This is a genomic window from Promicromonospora soli, from assembly GCF_014653785.1.
GTDB lineage: Bacteria > Actinomycetota > Actinomycetes > Actinomycetales > Cellulomonadaceae > Promicromonospora > Promicromonospora soli.
Genome location: NZ_BNAS01000008.1, coordinates 19,869 through 36,370, shown reverse-complemented (window position 1 = coordinate 36,370; position 16,502 = coordinate 19,869). Strand labels below are relative to the sequence as shown.

Below are 16,502 nucleotides of genomic sequence, written 5' to 3'. Positions count from 1 at the left end.
TCACGCCCACAACCAGGGTGAGAGCGAGACGGCTGCACGGATGGGTCCAGCGTTCGGGCAGACTGGGCGCGTGAAGCGACTCATCGTGACCGACGCCGACTCGACGTTCTTTCGCCAGGAGGTCATCGAGCTCATCGCCGAGCACGCCGGTACCCGCGACGAGGTGGCGGCGGTGACCGAGCGGGCGATGCGCGGCGAGCTCGATTTCGCCGCGTCCCTGCGCGAGCGCGTCGCGACCCTGGCCGGCGTGCCCGTCGCGGCCCTGGACAAGGTGCGTGCCGCGGTCGAGCTGACGCCGGGCGCCCGCGAGCTGGTCGCGGCGTGCAAGGATCGCGGCTGGGCGTTCGGGCTGGTGTCGGGCGGGTTCGAGGAGATCGTGGTGCCGATCGCGCAGGAGCTCGGGATCGAGCTCGTGCGGGCCAACCGGCTGGAGGCCGCCGAGGGCGTGCTGACCGGCCGCACCGTCGGCCCCGTCATCGACCGCGAGGCCAAAGCCGCGACGCTCCGCGAGTGGGCCGAGGATCTCGGGATCCCGATGGAGCAGACGGTCGCCGTGGGCGACGGCGCGAACGACCTCGGCATGATCGGCATCGCCGGCGTCGGAGTGGCGTTCAACGCCAAGCCCGTCGTCCGCGAGCAGGCGCCCTACTCGATCGAGGGCCGCCTGGACGCCGTCCTCGACCTCCTCTGACCGCCTCTTGGCTGTGGGCGCGATCATTGCGCCTAAAACGGGCTGGTAGACGCAACGATCACGCCCACAGCCAAGAGACGGCTCCAGAGGTGTGGATGGGTTGATTGCTGGCCTTTGGTGACGTGCCATCGTTCTTGGTACGCCTCGCCCACGACGTCCATCCGACCCGCGCTTCGGCCACGGCCCCTTCAGCGTCCCGTCCGCACTGGCCGACGGCGCCAAACCCTACGAGCTCCGCGCCGGTTGGGACGTGCCGTTCACCGGCGTCCGGATCGCGCCGGGCACGCCGACCGATCTGCTGGCCCGCTGCCGAGCACTCGCAACGGTGCTCGATGACGACGTCGCGTTCTCCCACGTCACCGCACTACGACTCCTCGGCGTGGACGTGCCTTGGACCATGGCGGACGACGAGCGCCTGCACGTCACGACCCGGAATGCCGAGGACCGGCCGCAGCGGCCTGACGTCGTCGGGCACCGAACCCGGCAGTAGACCCGTACCCGACTGCTGATCGTCGATGCGGGGCTGCCGTGCCCCGAGGTCAACGGGGACGTGCTGGACGCCGAAGGCCGCCACGTCGCCCGGGTCGACCTGCTCTACCGACGGTGGAAGATCGCCATCGAGTACGACGGGGACCTGCACCGTACCGACCGGGCGACGTGGCAGGGCGACATCCGCAAGCGGCGCCTGCTGCGCGCGCTCGGATGGATCGTCATCGTCGTGGTCAAAGCCGATCACGACCGGCCGGGACCGTTCCTGGACGACCTGAGGACAGCGATCCGCACCCGCTCCACGCCCGCCTACGAGTTGTGGGCGTGATCGTTGCGACATCGTGCCCGTTTTAGGCGCAACGATCGCGCCCACAACAAAGGGGTCAGGCCGGGCGGGTGACCTCTGTCAGGCGGGCCATCTTGCGGTCCCACTCGGCCCAGGCGACGTCGGCCTCCAGCACCGAGTACGTCGCCGTCGGGACGCCGACGCGCACCTGCGCGAGCGCGCCGTCCTCGGACCCCGGACCGGCCAGGAGCTCGGCCGTGCCCGCCATCGCGGGCTCGTGGCCGATCACCAGGACGGTCCGGGTCGCAGGGTCGAGCTCGCGCACCAGCGCGAGGACACCACGCGGCATCGCCCCCAGCAGCTCGTCCGTGAAGGCCACCGGCGGGTCCCCGAGGTGCTTGCGCGCGAGGTCCCAGGTCTGCCGCGTGCGGACCGCCCCGGAGACGAGGACGGCGTCGGGCACGAGGCCGGATGCGACCAGAGCCACACCGACCTTCGCTGCCTGGTCCCGGCCACGCAGGGCGAGCGGCCGCTTCTCGTCGGGAAGGTCCGACGGCGGCTCCGCCTTCGCGTGCCGGAGCAACACAAGTCGTCGCCGCAAGGGCTCCCTTGTGGGCTCCGTGCCCGGCGCTCTGCCCATCAGTGCCTCCTGCCCATCTATTGGCCCATGGCGTGCACGCCGCCGTCGACGTGCACGATCTCGCCGGTGGTCGCCGGGAACCAGTCCGACAGGAGCGCGCACACGGCACGCGCCGCCGGCTCCGCGGTGGTCTGGTCCCAGCCGAGCGGGGCTCGGGTCGGCCAGGCGTCCTCCATCGTCGCGAAGCCCGGGATGGACTTGGCGGCGGTGGTCCGGATGGGCCCTGCCGAGACGAGGTTGCAGCGGATGCCCTCGGGGCCGAGGTCGCGCGCCAGGTAGCGGTTCGCGGACTCGAGGCCTGCCTTGGCCACGCCCATCCAGTCGTAGACCGGCCAGGCGAACTGCGCGTCGAACGTCAGCCCGACGACGGCACCGCCGTCGGTCATCAGCGGCTTGGCGGCCACGGCTATCGACTTGTACGAGAACGTGGAGACGTGCAGCGCGGTGGCGACGTCCTCCCAGGTGCCCGTGAGGAAGTTGCCGCCCATGACGGACTGCGGCGCGAACCCGATCGAGTGCACGACGCCGTCGAGCCGGTCGAAGCCCTCCGCGCGCACGGCGTCCGCCAGGGCGTCGAGGTTCTCCTGGCTCGTGGCGTCCAGCTCGACCACAGGCGCCTCGACCGGCAGGCGCTTGGCGAAGGCCTGGGTGAGCTTCATCTGTCGTCCGAAGGACGAGAGCACGACCTCCGCGCCCTCCTCCTGGGCGAGCCTGGCGGCGTGGAATGCGATCGACGAGTCCGTCAGCACGCCCGTGACGAGCAGCTTCTTACCTTCGAGGAGACCCATGTTGTCCTTCCGTTCAGGCGCAGGCGTGCCGAGGCGACCCCTGTGCTGGGTGCGAGCGTAATGCGGAATACGGCGTGGAACGAAACTCCGCGCCGTGTTTGTTGTCGAGAATGTTGGATATGTACGGGCAAACCCGCAGGTAGCGGCGCCAGCGTACGGCTCAGTGACCCATCCCGAGACCACCGTCGACGGGGATGAGCGCACCCGAGATGTAGCCCGCGGCGTCGGACGCGACGAACGAGACCACCGACGCGATCTCGTCCACACTGGCGAAGCGCGCGGCGGGGATGTTCTTGAGATAGGTCTTGCGCACCTCTTCGGACAGTGCCGCGGTCATGTCCGTCTCGACGTAGCCCGGCGCGATGACGTTCGCCGTGATGCCGCGCGAGCCGAGCTCGCGGGTGATCGAGCGGGCCATGCCCACCAGGGCCGCCTTCGACGAGGCGTAGTTGACCTGGCCGGCCCCACCGAGCGTGCCCACGATCGAGCCGACCAGCACGATGCGGCCCTTCCGGGCCCGGATCATGCCCTTGGACGCGCGGCGCACGCAGCGGAAGGTCCCGGTGAGGTTCACGTCGATCACCGACTGGAACTCCTCGTCGCTCATCCGCATGAGGAGCTGGTCCTTGGTCACGCCGGCGTTCGCCACCAGCACCTCGACGCGGCCCATGTCCGCCTCGATGGCGGTGAACGCGGCGTCGACGGCCGCGGAGTCGGTGACGTCCGCCACATAGGCCTCGACGCCCTTGGGCAGCTCGCCGCCGCGGTAGATCGTGGCGACGCGGTCGCCGTCGGCCACGAAACGCTCGGCGATTGCGCGGCCGATGCCGCGAGCGGCACCCGTCACGACGACGACACGGCCGGTCGGGCCTGCGGCAATGCTCTGAGAGGTGGTCATCACCTGAAGCTCCTCGATGCTGGATGGTGCTGCACGGGAGGCCGCACGAGTCTGGGGCCGCGGCCAGAACCTCGGTCGTCCGGGTCCGCTGCGACGCTACCCCGCGCGTCTGACACTCGCCGCGCGCGGCGGGCCACAGGGATCCACTCGTCCTTGTCGGTTTCCTACAATCTACCCGCGCGTCCGGGGCGCGCCGACGGGGTGCTCGACGGGTTCCCGACGCACGTAGACTGGCAGGATGAGCGAGCCGGTACCCTCCATCACCTCGGCCCCCGAGCCGCTGGCGGTGGACCAGGCGCGCCGCACGCGTAGCTACTTCATCCAGATGTCCATCCGCGTGGTCTGCATCATCGGCGCCGTCGCGGTGGACGGCTGGCTCCGGTGGGCGCTCGTAGCCGCCGCTGTGGTGCTGCCGTACTCGGCGGTGCTCATCGCCAACGCCGGGCGGGACCACGCCGAGCACGACACCTCCCCCGTGACGCCCAAGGCCGCCCCCGCGCTCACCGAGCTGCCCGACGCCCCTGGCTCCCCGGCCTCCCCCGATGTGCCGAACGGCCCGGGCTCCGGCCGCGTCATCGACCACGTGGACGACTGAGCGGACTACCGATGGACCTCCTCGGCCTCTCCGGCCCCGCACCCGACCCCGTGCCCGACGGCGAGCTGATCTGTAGCTCGAAGGGCTGCCGCGCGCAGGCCACGTGGGGCCTGCTGTGGAACAACCCGAAGCTGCACACCCCCGAGCGGCGCAAGGTGTGGCTCGCGTGCGACGACCACCGCGAGCACCTCGAGCAGTTCCTGGCGGCGCGGTCGTTCTGGAAGCAGACAGTGGCGGTGGCGGAACTGGACCGGGTGTCGTGAGCGGCAGCGCTGCGCCCGACGACGCCCGCGGCCCCCGCACCACCCGGCAGTGGGTGATCCTCGCGGTGGCCGCCGTGGTCCTGGCCGCCCTGTGCCTCGTGGCCGGGCGCTGGCAGTGGAACCGGTCCGAGGCCCGCAACGCCGAGATCGACCTCGTCAACGCCAACTGGTCCGCACCCACGGTGCCCGTGGAGGAGATCCTGGACGGCCCCGGCGCCGTCGTGCCGGCGACCGACATCTGGCAGCAGGTGGAGCTCGAGGGGAGCTACGTCACCGACGCGACGGTGCTGCTGCGCAACCGGCCCGTGGGCGGGCGCGGCGGGTACCACGTGCTGGTCCCGTTCGAGGCGCAGCTCCCCGGGCAGGACATCGTGATCGTCGTCGACCGCGGGTTCGTGCCGCTCGGGTCCGACGGGTCGGCGCCCGATGCAGTGCCCGCGCCGCCGTCGGGCACGGTGACCGTGGTGGCGTCGCTGCGCGCGGACGAGCCCCCGTCGAGCCGCGGCACGCCCCCTGGGCAGGTGCAGGCGATCTCGACCGAGCAGGTGCTCGCGGCGGGTCCGGACGGCGGCGCGTGGGCCGAGGGCCGCACCGTCGGCGCGTACGGCGCGCTCCGGTCGGAGGAGCCCGCGCCCGAGACTCAGCTCGCCGCCCTGCCGAAGCCGGACACCGACCCGGGCTCGCACCTGTCGTACGCGTTCCAGTGGGTCATCTTCGCGATCGGCGCGATCGGCGGGTACGTGCTGCTGTGGCGCCGCGAGCGCGGGGCGCTGCGCGGCGAGAGCGTGTCGGCCGGCGACCTGCTGCTGGCCTCGGAGAACGAGGCCGACGCCGACGGCGTGCGGGCGCGCAGGCCGGCCCGCGACCGCCGTCGGACCGCGGAGGACGACGAAGACGCGCTGATCGAGGCCCAGCTGCGCTGAGCCGCGGTCACGCCAGGGAGACGAGCTCCTGGTAGCTGTCGTTCCAGAGGTCCTCGTCGCCGTCGGGCAGCAGCAGGACGCGCTCGGGCTCCAGCGCCTCGACGGCGCCGTCGTCGTGGGTCACCATGACCACCGCGCCCTCGTACGTCTTGAGCGCCCCGAGGATCTCGGCGCGCGACGCGGGGTCGAGGTTGTTGGTGGGCTCGTCCAGCAGCAGCACGTTCGCGCCGGACACCACGATCGTCGCCAGCGCCAGGCGCGTCTTCTCGCCGCCGGACAGCACGTTGGTCGGCTTGTAGGCGTCGTCCCCGCTGAAGAGGAACGAGCCGAGCACCGAGCGGACCTGCGTGTCCGTGAGGTCGGGCGCGGCGTGCCGCAGGTTCTCCACGACCGTCACGTTCATGTCGAGCGTGTCGTGCTCCTGGGCGTAGTAGCCGAGCTTGAGCCCGTGACCGGGCACCACCTCGCCGGTGTCGGGCGCCTCGACGCCCGCCAGGATGCGCAGGAGCGTCGTCTTGCCGGCGCCGTTGAAGCCGAGGATGACCACGCGGGATCCGCGGTCGATCGCCAGGTCCACCCCGGCGAACACCTCCTGGGACCCGTACGCCTTCGACAGCCCGCTCGCGGTGAGCGGCGTGCGGCCGCAGGGCGCCGGCGTCGGGAAGCGCAGGTTGGCCACGCGGTCCGAGGCGCGCTCGGCCTCGAGCCCGCCGAGCATCTTCTCGGCGCGCTTGATCATGTTCTGCGCCGCGGTCGCCTTGGTGGCCTTGGCGCGCATCTTCTCGGCCTGGGCGAGCAGCGTGCCGGCCTTCTTCTCGGCGTTCGCCCGTTCCCGCCGACGACGCCGCTCGTCGGTATCGCGCTGCTCCAGGTAGCCGTCCCAGCCCAGGTTGTACTGGTCGAGCTCACCTCGGTTGGCGTCCAGGTGGAACACCTTGTTCACGGTGGCCCGCAGCAGTTCGGTGTCGTGGCTGATCACGATGAACCCGCCGTTGTACGCACGGAGGTAGTCGCGCAGCCAGAGGATCGAGTCCGCGTCGAGGTGGTTGGTGGGCTCGTCCAGGAGCAGCGTCTCGACGCCGCTGAACAGGATGCGCGCCAGCTCGATCCGGCGGCGCTGGCCACCGGACAGGGTGCCGAGCGGCTGCGCCAGGACTCGCTCGTCCAGGCCCAGGTTCGCGGTGATGATCTGCGCCTCCGACTCGGCGGCGTAACCGCCGGCGGCCAGGAAACGCGCCTCGAGCTTGGGGTACCGCTCCATCGCGGCCTCGTGCGTCGCCGGGTCCGCCGACGCCATCTCACCCTCGGCCCGGCGCATCTGCGCGATGACCTTGTCGAGGTTCCGCGCCGACAGCACGCGGTCCATCGCGAGGACGTCCAGGTCGCCGGTGCGCGGGTCCTGCGGCAGGTAGCCGATGTCGGTGCCGCGCACGATCTGCCCGCCCGACGGCTGGGTCTCGCCCGCGAGGGTCTTGGTCAGCGTGGTCTTGCCGGCACCGTTACGGCCGACCAGGCCGATCCGGTCGCCCGAGGCGACCCGAAAGGTGGCCTCGCTCAGCAGCACGCGCGCGCCGACGCGCAGCTCGACGCCATGGGCAGTGATCACGCAGGTGTTCCTCACAGTTGGGGGGTGGCAGGTGGTGGTTCGGCCCACGGCGACGGGGGCCGCTCCAGTCTAGGGGGTCCCGGTCCGACGTCGGGCAGGCCGCGACGAATGTCACTACCGCTCATTTCACCTTGCCATCCGGGCACGTCAGGTCTGGGATGGAACCCATGCCTACCTCGAGCCCCCGGCCCCCGACCTGGCATCCCGGCGACGTACGCGGCGCCGCCGGCGGCCTGTTCGCCCTGGCGCTGGCGACGTTCGTCGCCATCACGACGGAGCTGGTCCCGGTGGGTCTGCTCCCCCTGATCAGCGACGACCTCGAGGTCTCCGAGTCCCTGGCAGGGCTGCTCGTGACGGCGTACGCGTTCATGGTCGCGGCGCTCGCCCTCCCCCTGACGTCCGCCACGCGCCGGCTGCCGCGCAAGGCGGTGCTGCTCGGCGCGCTCGCCGTCTACACCGCGAGCAACCTGATCGTCGTGCTGGCGCCTACGTTCGAGGTGGTCGCCGTCGCCCGGGCGCTGGGCGGAGCGGCACACGCCGTCTTCTTCTCCGTGTGCATCGGGTACGTGTCGCGCCTGGTGCGCCCGCACCTCGCGGGCCGCGCGCTGGCGCTCGTCACGCTGGGGGCGTCTGTCGGGTTCGTCCTGGGCGTGCCCCTGACGACGTCGCTCGGCACCGCGGTCGGCTGGCGCACGTCCTTCCTGGTCCTGGCCGGTGCGTGCGCGCTCGCCGGCGTGCTCACTGCGGTGCTCCTGCCGTCCGTCCCGGGAGGCGGCACTCCCCCGAACGACGCCGCCCGCGGCGCGCGCCGCACCGCGCTGGCCACCGTCACCACGGCGAACGCCCTCGTCTACCTGGGCCACTACACCGTCTACACGTATATATCGGTGCTGCTCCTGGCCGCGGGGCTCGCCATGGCCGCGGTCGGCCCGGCCCTCCTGTTCGTCGGCGCCCTCGGCCTCATCGGGGCCGCTTATGCCGCCGCCCGGCTCGACGTGCGGCCCCGGCAGACCACCGTCGTCACCCTGGTCGTCGTCGCCGGCGGCATCCTCGCCCTCGGACTTACCTTCCCCAGCACAGTGGGCACGCTCGCCGCCGCGGCCGTGTGGAGCATCGGCTTCGGCGCCGTCGCCGCCGTCTTCCAGACGGCGGCCATCCGGACGCGCGGGGCCTCGCCCGACGTCGTCGGCGCGCTCGTCAACGCCACGGCCAACATCGGGATCGGCGGCGGCGCCGCACTCGGGGCGCTCGTGCTCGACGGCGCGGGGGCCGCGGCAATCCCGTACACGGGGGCTGCGCTCGTCGTGACGGCGCTGGTCGTCGTGGTGGTGGCGCGCCGGGCATTCCCATCGACGCAGGTCTGACGCTTCTTCACTGCCAGAACGCGCGCCGATGCCATAGCGGACGTAACGTCCGCCGCATGGGCTCAGAATCCCTCAGCGTTCCGATCACCGTCACCGACGCTCTACCTCAGCTCCGCACCGGCCGTCTGGCCCGCGGTGATGACCTGACCAACAACCGGCCGGCGAAGCATCTGATCGACCGGCACCGCGCGTACTTCCGGCAGCACGCCGTAACGGTGCTGCGCGGCCTGCTGACCGGCCACCCGGACGAGCAGCACCGGGCGATTCGACGCCGGATCTCCGGCGCGCGGGCCGTCGCCGGGGAGCTCTGGGAGCTCGTCGCGCGGCGCCCCACCTGGCGCGTGCTGCAGTCGGTACAGTCCGACGGCGGCGCGCTGGAGCTCGACCAGCTCGTGATCGGGCCCGGCGGCATCTTCTCCATCCACACCGTGTACCGCCCCGAGCAGGAGATCACCGCCGACGCCGCCTTGAACGAGGCGCGCCGGACCCAGGAGATCCTGGGCCGGGCGACCCGGGTGCCGATCACCGTGCAGCCGGTGATCGTCTTCGTACGCGCCGACGAGCCGCAAGTGGCAGGGCCCCCCAACGGTTTCGAGGTGCTCACCGCGGACGAGCTGGTGCCGTGGCTCCAGAAGCTCAAGCCGGTGCTCACCGAGCGCGAGCTGGAGATCGTGCACCTGGCGGCCCGCGACCTGCGCACCTGGGCGGGCTGAGCCCTCGCTGGTCGAGCCTGACCTCGCTGGTCGGCCTGCCCTCGCCGGTCGAGCCTGTCGAGACCTGCTCAGAGCGCGACCCGAAGGACACGCCGCTTTGCCGCGTCCGCGAGCCGGTCGCCCAGTTCTGCGAGCGGCACGGAGACCTTCGCGCCCGACGCCGGGTCGGTCACCGCGAGCACACCCGCCTCGACCTCGCGCGGTCCGAGCACGCCCAGCAGCGCGTCCCGGCGCTTGCGGGACAGCCGTATCCGGTTGCCCAGCGACCCGTCCCGCTCCACCCGGACGCGCAGACCCCGGGCGCGCAGGTCGGCCGCCAGCTCCCCGACCTCGTCGGCGCCGGGATCATCGGCGCGCTGCCCCGAGCCCGCCGAAGGGTCGGACACCGGCAGCAGGCAGACCTGCACCGGCGCGAGCCAGAACGGCAGGCGTCCGGCGTGCCGCTCCAGGAGGAACGCGACCATCCGCTCCATGGCCCCGACGGTGCCGCGGTGGATCATGACCACCCGCTCGCGCTCGCCCGAGGCGGCGAAGTAGGTCAGGTCGAACCGCTCGGGCTGGTTGAAGTCGAGCTGCACGGTCGCGAGGGTCTCCTCGTGGCCGCGCGCGTCGAGCACCTGGACGTCGATCTTGGGGCCGTAGGGGGCCGCCTCGCCCGCCTCGGCGCGCCAGTCAAGCCCGGCGGCGACGTCGCCGAGCACCGCGCGCAGCGCCGCCTCTGCCGAGGCCCACTGCTCGGGTTCGCCCAGCCACTTGTCCGAGTCGTCGCGTCCCGACAGGCGCAGGTACGACACCTTGATGCCCAGGGTGTCGAGCACCTCCAGGATCGCGGCCAGTGCGGTGCGCAATTCCGCCCCGACCTGGTCAGGGCGGCAGAAGACGTGCGCGTCGTCGAGGTTGATCTGCCGCACGCGACTCAGCCCGGACAGCACGCCGGACCGCTCCGCACGGAACATCGACCCGAGCTCCGAGTAGCGCACGGGCAGGTCGCGGTACGAGCGGGGCTCGGACGCGTAGATCTGCGCGTGGTGCGGGCAGTTGGCGGGGCGCAGCACGAAGGGGTCGGCGTCGGCGGCCTCGCCGTCGGAACCGGGCCCTGCGCCGTCCGAACCGGAGGCGGCGTCGGACCTGCCGAGCGACATGGGCGGGAACATGTCGTCGGCGAACTTGGCCCAGTGGCCCGACCGCTCGTACAGCGACCGCTTGCCGAGCACCGGCGAGTACACGGGTTCGCAGCCGGTGCGAAGCGCTACCTCTCGCGCGTACTGCTCGAGCTCGTACCGCACGGCCGCCCCGGCGGGCAGCCATAGCGGCAGGCCGGGGCCGACCAGCGGGCTGGAGTCGAAGATCCGCATGTCGCGGCCTAGCTCGCGGTGATCAAGGACCGGCGGGGCGTCGTGCACGGCCGGGCTGCCGGGTGCGGGGATGTTCATGGCTACTCCTTCGATGGAGGAGCTGCCCCGGCGCCCGACATGACAAAGGCCCCGGAGCGAGCTCCGGGGCCTGGTTGCTGAGTTGCAGGTCAGCGCGCGCCGGAGGTGTCCGGCGTCGTCGTGCGTGCGCTGAGGTGCATGTCTGTAACCGTAACGTCAGAGGTTGGACGCGTCCAGCGCGTTGCAGTCCTGGATGGTGCCGCCGTTGTAGCCGATCGTGAACCACTGGACGCGCTGGTCGGAGGAGCCGTGCGAGAACGCCTCGGGGTTCACGTCGCCGCTGGACCTGCGCTGGATGTTGTCGTCGCCGACGGCCGAAGCGGCGGACAGCGCGTCGCGCAGCTGGGCTTCCGTGATCGGATCGAGGAACGTGACGCCGGTGTCCGGGTCCTCGGTGGTCGCGGCGTTGCCGACCCACATCCCGGCGAGGCAGTCCGCCATGAGCTCGATGCGCACGGAGTCGGACTCCGGGCCGGTTCCCGACCGGTCGGCCCGCTCGAACAGTCCGAGCTGGTTCTCGATGTGGTGCCCGAACTCGTGCGCGGTCACGTACATCTCCGCCAGCGGCCCGCCCGAGGAGCCGAACCGGCTGGACAGCTCGTCGTAGAACGCGAGGTCCTCGTACACGGTGGTGTCCGCGGGGCAGTAGAACGGCCCGGTCGCCGACGTCGCGGAGCCGCAGCCGGTGTCGACCGCGTCGGTGAAGCTGACGACGTCGGGCAGCTCGTACTCGACGCCGCCCTGCTCCGGGAGGGTGGCGGCCCAGTACGCGTCGAGCGACTGGACCGCCGCGTTCAGCCGGCACTCGCGGTTGGTGTTGGCCTCCTCGGCGGTGCACTCACCGATGTAGCCCTGCTCGCCGCCGCCGTCGGAGCTGGTGCCGCCGAGGATCTCGGCCGGGTTGTTGCCGGTCAGCAGCATGTACAGCAGCGCGATGACGATCACCGCGCCGCCACCGCCGCCCACTGCGATGGCGCCGCGGCGTCCGCCGCCCTTGCGGACGCGGCCACCCTCGAACTGGCCACCCTCGTTGAATGTCACACCGCCACGTTACCGGGGGCCGCAGCAACGTGGCGCGGCCCTCCGGCTACGAAGTCCGCTACGGCGGCCCGGTCGCCCGCCATGACGACAAGACCACTGCCGCCGACCACCACCGACGTACTGGAATGGGTCGAGTGCGGCGGCGTCGATCGCGGTGATGCGCCAGGGGTCGAGCGTGATGCGTCGTAGGACGGGCCAGGTCGCTTTCGGCAGGGCGTTGGCCCGTTCGGCCGGTGCGCGTAGCGCGTTGATCGCGGCGTTGCGGCTGACCGCGTCGGCGTTCAGGGTGGTCCCCTTGAACGGCACGATGATGCCGATCCCGGCGCCCTCGTAGCCCTTGTCGGTCAGCGTGGGCAGTCCCGCGGCAGCGGCGGGATACAGCCAGGGCAGGACGTGGGTGCGGGCGGTGACGATGTCGTTGACCGTGCCGGGCTCGACGGGGCTGACCCATTCGGGGTAGCCGGCAGGGCCGGTCAGGACCTGGAGGTTCCCGCCGTGCTGGGCGTGCTTGCCCGACCACCACAGGTCCGCGGCCCCGGCCCCGTGGGCGGCGATCTTCGTGGCGGGGATCAGCGTGCCGTCCAGGCAGAGGAAGGGCCAGTCCTGGGCGTTGGCGTGTTCCAGGACCTGCCCGAGTGTGGGTGCCTTCTGCGCGATCACGTCGATCGCTTCGTGCAGGTAGCGGTAGGCGGTCGCGATGCTGATGCCGGCGTCCAGGGCCAGGATCCGCAGCTTCGTGGCGTCCTTGAACCAGCGCAGCACCAGCAGCGCCTGCGTGCGGGCGGTCGCGGCGCGCTGCACCGGGCGGGAACCTGGCCGGCGCCGGTGGGCGGCCAGCCACCTCGTCACTGTTTCCAGGGTGGCTCGGGGCACGTCGAGGCTGGCAGGATAGGTGATCAACGCGGGGTCCTCGCTGGGGAACTGGGTGTCTTGGCGGATTCCCGATCCTTCCGGTCAGGACCCCGCGTCCTGACCGCGACACACCGTGAACCCGCAGGTCACGGCCCTGCGCGACGACCTCCCGCGTTCAACCCCTTCCTCAAGGACGCATCATCGCGCTGAGGAACGAGGCGAGAAGACCTCACTGCGCTCGACAACACCGGCACCGCCCGCCACAAGGCATTGACACGCCACTGCCCGCCCGGAAGACTGCGCTCGAATGTTAGCGCTCACATTTACTCTCAAGGAGGAGAGACATGAACGCACGTAAAAATCAGCCACATCGTCGACGACGTGGCGCACGTATGCTCTTTGCCGCTCTAGCGGCGCTGGCGGTCCTGCTCCCCTTGACCGTGTCGGGCACGGTCGCCACAGCCGCCCCCGGCCCGACGTTCCAGAACCCGATCGTCGGCACGCCCAACAGCGCCGACCCGTGGCTGGGCTACCACAACGGCAACTACTACTACGCGGCCACGACGTGGACCGGGAGCATCTACATCCGCAAGTCGTCCACGCTGTCCGGCCTGAAAACGGCGGCCGAGACCCAGGTGTTCCAGATGTCGCAGCCCAACGCGACGTCGAACATGTGGGCCCCGAGCCTGCACCAGCTGAACGGCAAGTGGTACCTGTACTACTCGGCCGGCCCCAGCTCGTGCTGCGGCGGCCAGCGTCAGCACGTGCTCGAGAGCGCGGGTTCGGACCCGATGGGTCCGTACACCTACAAGGCCAAGCTCAACCTCATGCCGAACGACGGCTGGGCGATCGACGGCAGCGTCATGACCGTGGGCGGCGCGAACTACTTCGTGTTCTCCGCCTTCACGAACAACGGCAACTTCGAGTCGGGAGCCACCCAGAACCTGTACATCTCCCGGATGACGGATCCGTGGACGGTCGCCGCCCACGGCACGCTGATCTCCCAGCCAACGCACTCGTGGGAGACCCAGGGCAACCCGGTCAACGAGGGCCCAGTTGTGCTGCAGCGCGGCGGCCGCACGTTCCTCACCTACTCGGCAAGCCTCTGCCAGACGCCGGACTACAAGATCGGCGCGCTCGAGCTGACCGGGTCCGACCCGACGAACCGCAGCCACTGGACCAAGATGTCCAACCCGCTGTTCCAGCGCAGCGACGCCAACGGGGTGTACGGGCCCGCCCACCACTCCTTCTTCAAGTCGCCCGACGGCACCGAGGACTGGATCGTCTACCACGCCAACTCCTCGTCCTCCCAGGGTTGCGGCACCACCCGCACCAGCCGAGCGCAGCGGATCTCCTGGAACCCCGACGGCACCCCGAACCTCGGCGTCCCGGTCTCGACCTCCACGGTCCTGGCCGGCCCGTCCGGCGAGAACAACAACCCGGGCGCCGTCCCGGTGCGCCGTCTGCAGTCCTACAACTTCCAGGACCGCTACGTTCGCCACGCGAACTTCGCCGTGCGGATCGACCCGAACGTCAGCCCGGCGCTCGACGGCAGGTTCCGCGTCGTCACGGGGCTGGCGAACAGCGGCTCGGAGTACGTCTCGTTCGAGTCGGAGAACTACCCCGGCCACTACCTGCGGCACGACAACTACGTGCTGAAGCTCGCCCCGAACGACGGGTCCTCGACGTTCAAGAGTGACGCGACGTTCAAGCAGGTCGCCGGGCTGGCCGGCTCCGGATGGTCCTCGTTCCAGTCGTACAACTTCCCCGACCGGTACATCCGGCACTCGAACTACGTGCTCCGGATCGACACCATCGGCACCGACGCCGCCCGCCAGGACGCCACGTTCCGCCTGGTCGACTGACCCTCCCACCAGACATCTACCCGTGCAACGACAGCAACAACCAGCAGTGACTGCGCGCCAGCGCCTGACCTGAGACGCCGAACGGCGTCGACCCCACCCGGGGCCGACGCCGTTCGCAAGCCGCAGTGCCGCCCCAGCTCCAGGAACTGGGTGTCTTGGCGGATTCCCGATCCTTTCGGTCAGGACCCCGCGTCCTGGCCGCGACACACCGTGAACCCGCAGGTCACGGCCCTGCGCGACGACCTCCCGCGTTCAACCCCTTCCTCAAGGACGCATCATCGCGCTGAAAAACGAGGCGAGAAAACCTCATTGTGTGGGTTTGGAACGCGCCACGCTGGCGCCAGCGTCGCAATGCGGACATTTTCACGCCCGCACATGGCCGTCAAGGAAAGTGTCGATCGTCTGCGGCCTGATCGGCGGTCGTGGCAAGGCCGAGCGCTCCCGCATCTCGTTCACCCATTGCCGGCGCGCCGATCCCACCTTCGAGTCCGACTTGAGTTCGTCCGAGCTTCGTGCGGCCTGGAGAAGGTCGGCGACAGCCGCCCGCACTTTCAGGAGTGCGATCGAGGCCACGGGGGCCCCTTCTACCCGCCCAGCACCCGCGCCCGGTACTCCTCGACCGGCCACGCCGTCAGCGCGCCGATCCGGACGGACGTGATCGCGCCGTCGGCGTCGTGCTCCACCTGGACAGGCTCCCCCACCGTGCCGTAGCCGGGGACGGGCTCCTGCACCAGGCGGCCGTCGGACACGACGAGCCGCTGCGCGACCTCGGCCGGCTCCGCGAAGCGCGGGCTGAGGGTGTGCAGGATCCCGCCGAGGTCCACGACGTCGGACACGCCCCACAGGTTGGCGAAGCGCCCGATAGGCGCGTCCGCCGGGACGGTCGGTACGGGGTCGCCGTCGACGCCCTTCCCGGAGGTGCCCTTCCCGGAGGCGGCTGCCGCCACCTCGTCGGCCGCCACTTCTTCAGCCGCACTGAGCGCCAGGTTGATCAGCTGGATGACGCCGGTGGCGATCTGGTCGGCGGCGCCGTCGACGGAGTTGGTCAGGGACGAGACCACGAGCCCGTCGACCGGATCGATCAAGGTGCGGGTGATGTGGCCGGGGTACCCGCCTGAGTGCCCCACGACCTCGCGGTCGCCGATCTTGGCGAGCGCCATGCCGACGCCGTACCGGCCGTGCTCCGACCCCCGGACCACGACACGGGACTCCTCGCGCTGCATGATCCGCTTACTCGCGTCGCTGATCAGCGTGGTGTCGCCGAACACGTGCGTCGCGCCGTAGCGGACCATCTCCAGCGCGGTGGAGTACCAGCCGGTGGCGGCGGCCATGGCGCGGGTGTCGACGTGGGGGATGACGCGGCGTGCGTCGCCGTGGGCGATGCGGCCGGTGTGGCCGGCTGCGTACTCGGTGGCACGGGCCGGGTCCAGCTCGGTCCCGGTCCGGGTCAGCCCCAGCGGTTCGACGACGGCGGTGCGCGCCACCTCGTCGTACGTCTTGCCGGTGACCTGCTCGATGACGATCCCGAGCAGGCTGTACCCGATGTTCGTGTACTTGAAGTGCTCGTTGGGCTCGAAAACGACGCCCTCGGTGCGGACGCACTCCAGCACCTCGGCGCGGTCGAGGAAGGGCCGGTGGTGCTGCCAGAAGTCGCCGTCGGAGGAGTCGCGGATGATGCCGGCCTGGTGGCCGAGCAGCTCGCGGACGGTGACGCCGGCGGCACGCGAGCCGTCGATCTCCGGCACGAGGTCGCCCACGTGGTCGTCCAGACGCAGCTCGCCGCGCTCGACCAGCTGCATCACGATGACGGCGGTGAACGTCTTGGAGTGGGACGCGACGCGGAACAGGTGGTCGCTGGTGAGGTCCTCCCCCGTCTCGACGTCGGCCTTGCCCCACGCCAGGTCCACGAAGACCTCGCCGCGACGGCCGACGGCGAGCTGCAGGCCCGGGATGCCGTGGTACGCGGCCTGGAACGAGGCCCAGTCGGCGAGGTAGGGGGCGATCGAGCGGAGGGTCTGGGCGATGCGGTCGTCAGTCACGGGGACGACTCTGTCA

17 protein-coding genes and 1 pseudogene are annotated in these 16,502 nt (G+C 71.1%); 9 read left to right on the top strand and 9 right to left on the bottom strand.

All coding sequences use genetic code 11. The features are described 5' to 3' along the window. Nucleotides 1-40: 40 nt before the first annotated feature. From serB to IE250_RS21280, 3 genes are all read left to right on the top strand, one after another. Complete coding sequence (serB, locus tag IE250_RS21290) at nucleotides 41-691, top strand: phosphoserine phosphatase SerB (protein WP_189671326.1); 651 nt, start codon at nucleotides 41-43, stop codon at nucleotides 689-691. A gap of 250 nt (nucleotides 692-941) precedes the next feature. Then, nucleotides 942-1,181, top strand: a complete 240-nt coding sequence (locus tag IE250_RS21285; RefSeq protein ID WP_189671325.1) for a hypothetical protein — start codon at nucleotides 942-944, stop codon at nucleotides 1,179-1,181. A gap of 60 nt (nucleotides 1,182-1,241) precedes the next feature. Beyond that, nucleotides 1,242-1,508: a putative endonuclease domain-containing protein gene (locus IE250_RS21280; protein WP_189671324.1), complete on the top strand. Its 267-nt coding sequence runs from the start codon at nucleotides 1,242-1,244 to the stop codon at nucleotides 1,506-1,508. A gap of 55 nt (nucleotides 1,509-1,563) precedes the next feature. On the opposite strand, the gene IE250_RS21275 is transcribed toward IE250_RS21280, so the two are convergent. The 3 genes from IE250_RS21275 to fabG all read right to left on the bottom strand — a co-directional run bounded on the left by IE250_RS21275 (nucleotide 1,564) and on the right by fabG (nucleotide 3,792). Beyond that, on the bottom strand, nucleotides 1,564-2,106 hold the full coding sequence (locus IE250_RS21275; RefSeq protein WP_189671323.1) for a SixA phosphatase family protein: 543 nt from the start codon (nucleotides 2,104-2,106) through the stop codon (nucleotides 1,564-1,566). 17 nt (nucleotides 2,107-2,123) lie between these two features. Continuing rightward, the gene (gene fabI / locus IE250_RS21270) at nucleotides 2,124-2,894 is read right to left on the bottom strand and encodes an enoyl-ACP reductase FabI (protein WP_189671322.1); all 771 of its coding nucleotides are present in this window, start codon (nucleotides 2,892-2,894) and stop codon (nucleotides 2,124-2,126) included. Between the two features lie 160 nt (nucleotides 2,895-3,054). Further along, on the bottom strand, nucleotides 3,055-3,792 hold the full coding sequence (gene fabG / locus IE250_RS21265) for a 3-oxoacyl-ACP reductase FabG (RefSeq protein WP_189671321.1): 738 nt from the start codon (nucleotides 3,790-3,792) through the stop codon (nucleotides 3,055-3,057). A 238-nt stretch (nucleotides 3,793-4,030) separates the two neighbouring features. Between fabG and IE250_RS21260 the strand changes: the two genes are divergently transcribed. Genes IE250_RS21260 through IE250_RS21250 form a run of 3 tightly spaced genes read left to right on the top strand, consistent with a single transcriptional unit; the run spans nucleotide 4,031 to nucleotide 5,573 of the window. Continuing rightward, nucleotides 4,031-4,387, top strand: a complete 357-nt coding sequence (locus IE250_RS21260) for a DUF3099 domain-containing protein (protein WP_189671320.1) — start codon at nucleotides 4,031-4,033, stop codon at nucleotides 4,385-4,387. An 11-nt stretch (nucleotides 4,388-4,398) separates the two neighbouring features. Beyond that, nucleotides 4,399-4,650 carry a hypothetical protein gene (locus tag IE250_RS21255; RefSeq protein ID WP_189671319.1) on the top strand — a complete coding sequence of 84 codons (252 nt, stop codon included), beginning with the start codon at nucleotides 4,399-4,401 and terminating at the stop codon, nucleotides 4,648-4,650. Next, on the top strand, nucleotides 4,647-5,573 hold the full coding sequence (locus IE250_RS21250) for an SURF1 family cytochrome oxidase biogenesis protein (protein ID WP_189671318.1): 927 nt from the start codon (nucleotides 4,647-4,649) through the stop codon (nucleotides 5,571-5,573). Before IE250_RS21255 ends, IE250_RS21250 begins: the two co-directional genes overlap by 4 nt. A 7-nt stretch (nucleotides 5,574-5,580) precedes the next feature. Here IE250_RS21250 and IE250_RS21245 read toward each other — a convergent pair whose 3' ends face one another. Continuing rightward, nucleotides 5,581-7,179, bottom strand: a complete 1,599-nt coding sequence (locus IE250_RS21245) for an ABC-F family ATP-binding cassette domain-containing protein (protein WP_189671317.1) — start codon at nucleotides 7,177-7,179, stop codon at nucleotides 5,581-5,583. Nucleotides 7,180-7,346: 167 nt separating this feature from the next. On the opposite strand from IE250_RS21245, the gene IE250_RS21240 reads away from it, so the two are divergent. After that, on the top strand, nucleotides 7,347-8,543 hold the full coding sequence (locus tag IE250_RS21240; RefSeq protein WP_189671316.1) for an MFS transporter: 1,197 nt from the start codon (nucleotides 7,347-7,349) through the stop codon (nucleotides 8,541-8,543). A gap of 56 nt (nucleotides 8,544-8,599) precedes the next feature. Beyond that, nucleotides 8,600-9,256: a hypothetical protein gene (locus IE250_RS21235; protein WP_189671315.1), complete on the top strand. Its 657-nt coding sequence runs from the start codon at nucleotides 8,600-8,602 to the stop codon at nucleotides 9,254-9,256. A 68-nt stretch (nucleotides 9,257-9,324) separates the two neighbouring features. Here the strand turns inward: IE250_RS21235 and IE250_RS21230 are convergent, their stop codons facing one another. The 3 genes and pseudogenes from IE250_RS21230 to IE250_RS21220 all read right to left on the bottom strand — a co-directional run. Continuing rightward, entirely contained in the window at nucleotides 9,325-10,689 is a 1,365-nt protein-coding gene (locus IE250_RS21230; RefSeq protein WP_189671314.1) for an aminoacyl--tRNA ligase-related protein, read from the bottom strand. A 156-nt stretch (nucleotides 10,690-10,845) separates the two neighbouring features. Then, nucleotides 10,846-11,730, bottom strand: coding sequence for a KPN_02809 family neutral zinc metallopeptidase (gene ypfJ, locus IE250_RS21225; RefSeq protein ID WP_189671313.1), 885 nt, complete (start codon nucleotides 11,728-11,730; stop codon nucleotides 10,846-10,848). Nucleotides 11,731-11,862: 132 nt separating this feature from the next. Further along, nucleotides 11,863-12,630, bottom strand: a pseudogene (locus tag IE250_RS21220) (transposase family protein); the annotation flags it as partial. Nucleotides 12,631-12,974: 344 nt separating this feature from the next. Between IE250_RS21220 and IE250_RS21215 the strand changes: the two are divergent. After that, complete coding sequence (locus tag IE250_RS21215; RefSeq protein ID WP_229872664.1) at nucleotides 12,975-14,447, top strand: family 43 glycosylhydrolase; 1,473 nt, start codon at nucleotides 12,975-12,977, stop codon at nucleotides 14,445-14,447. 363 nt (nucleotides 14,448-14,810) lie between these two features. On the opposite strand, the gene IE250_RS21210 is transcribed toward IE250_RS21215, so the two are convergent. Together IE250_RS21210 and IE250_RS21205 are read right to left on the bottom strand one after the other, a co-directional pair. Then, a complete protein-coding gene (locus tag IE250_RS21210) occupies nucleotides 14,811-15,020 on the bottom strand; it encodes a hypothetical protein (protein ID WP_189671311.1) in 210 nt (69 codons plus the stop codon). Between the two features lie 11 nt (nucleotides 15,021-15,031). Continuing rightward, the gene (locus IE250_RS21205) at nucleotides 15,032-16,486 is read right to left on the bottom strand and encodes a serine hydrolase domain-containing protein (protein ID WP_189671310.1); all 1,455 of its coding nucleotides are present in this window, start codon (nucleotides 16,484-16,486) and stop codon (nucleotides 15,032-15,034) included. Nucleotides 16,487-16,502: the final 16 nt, after the last annotated feature.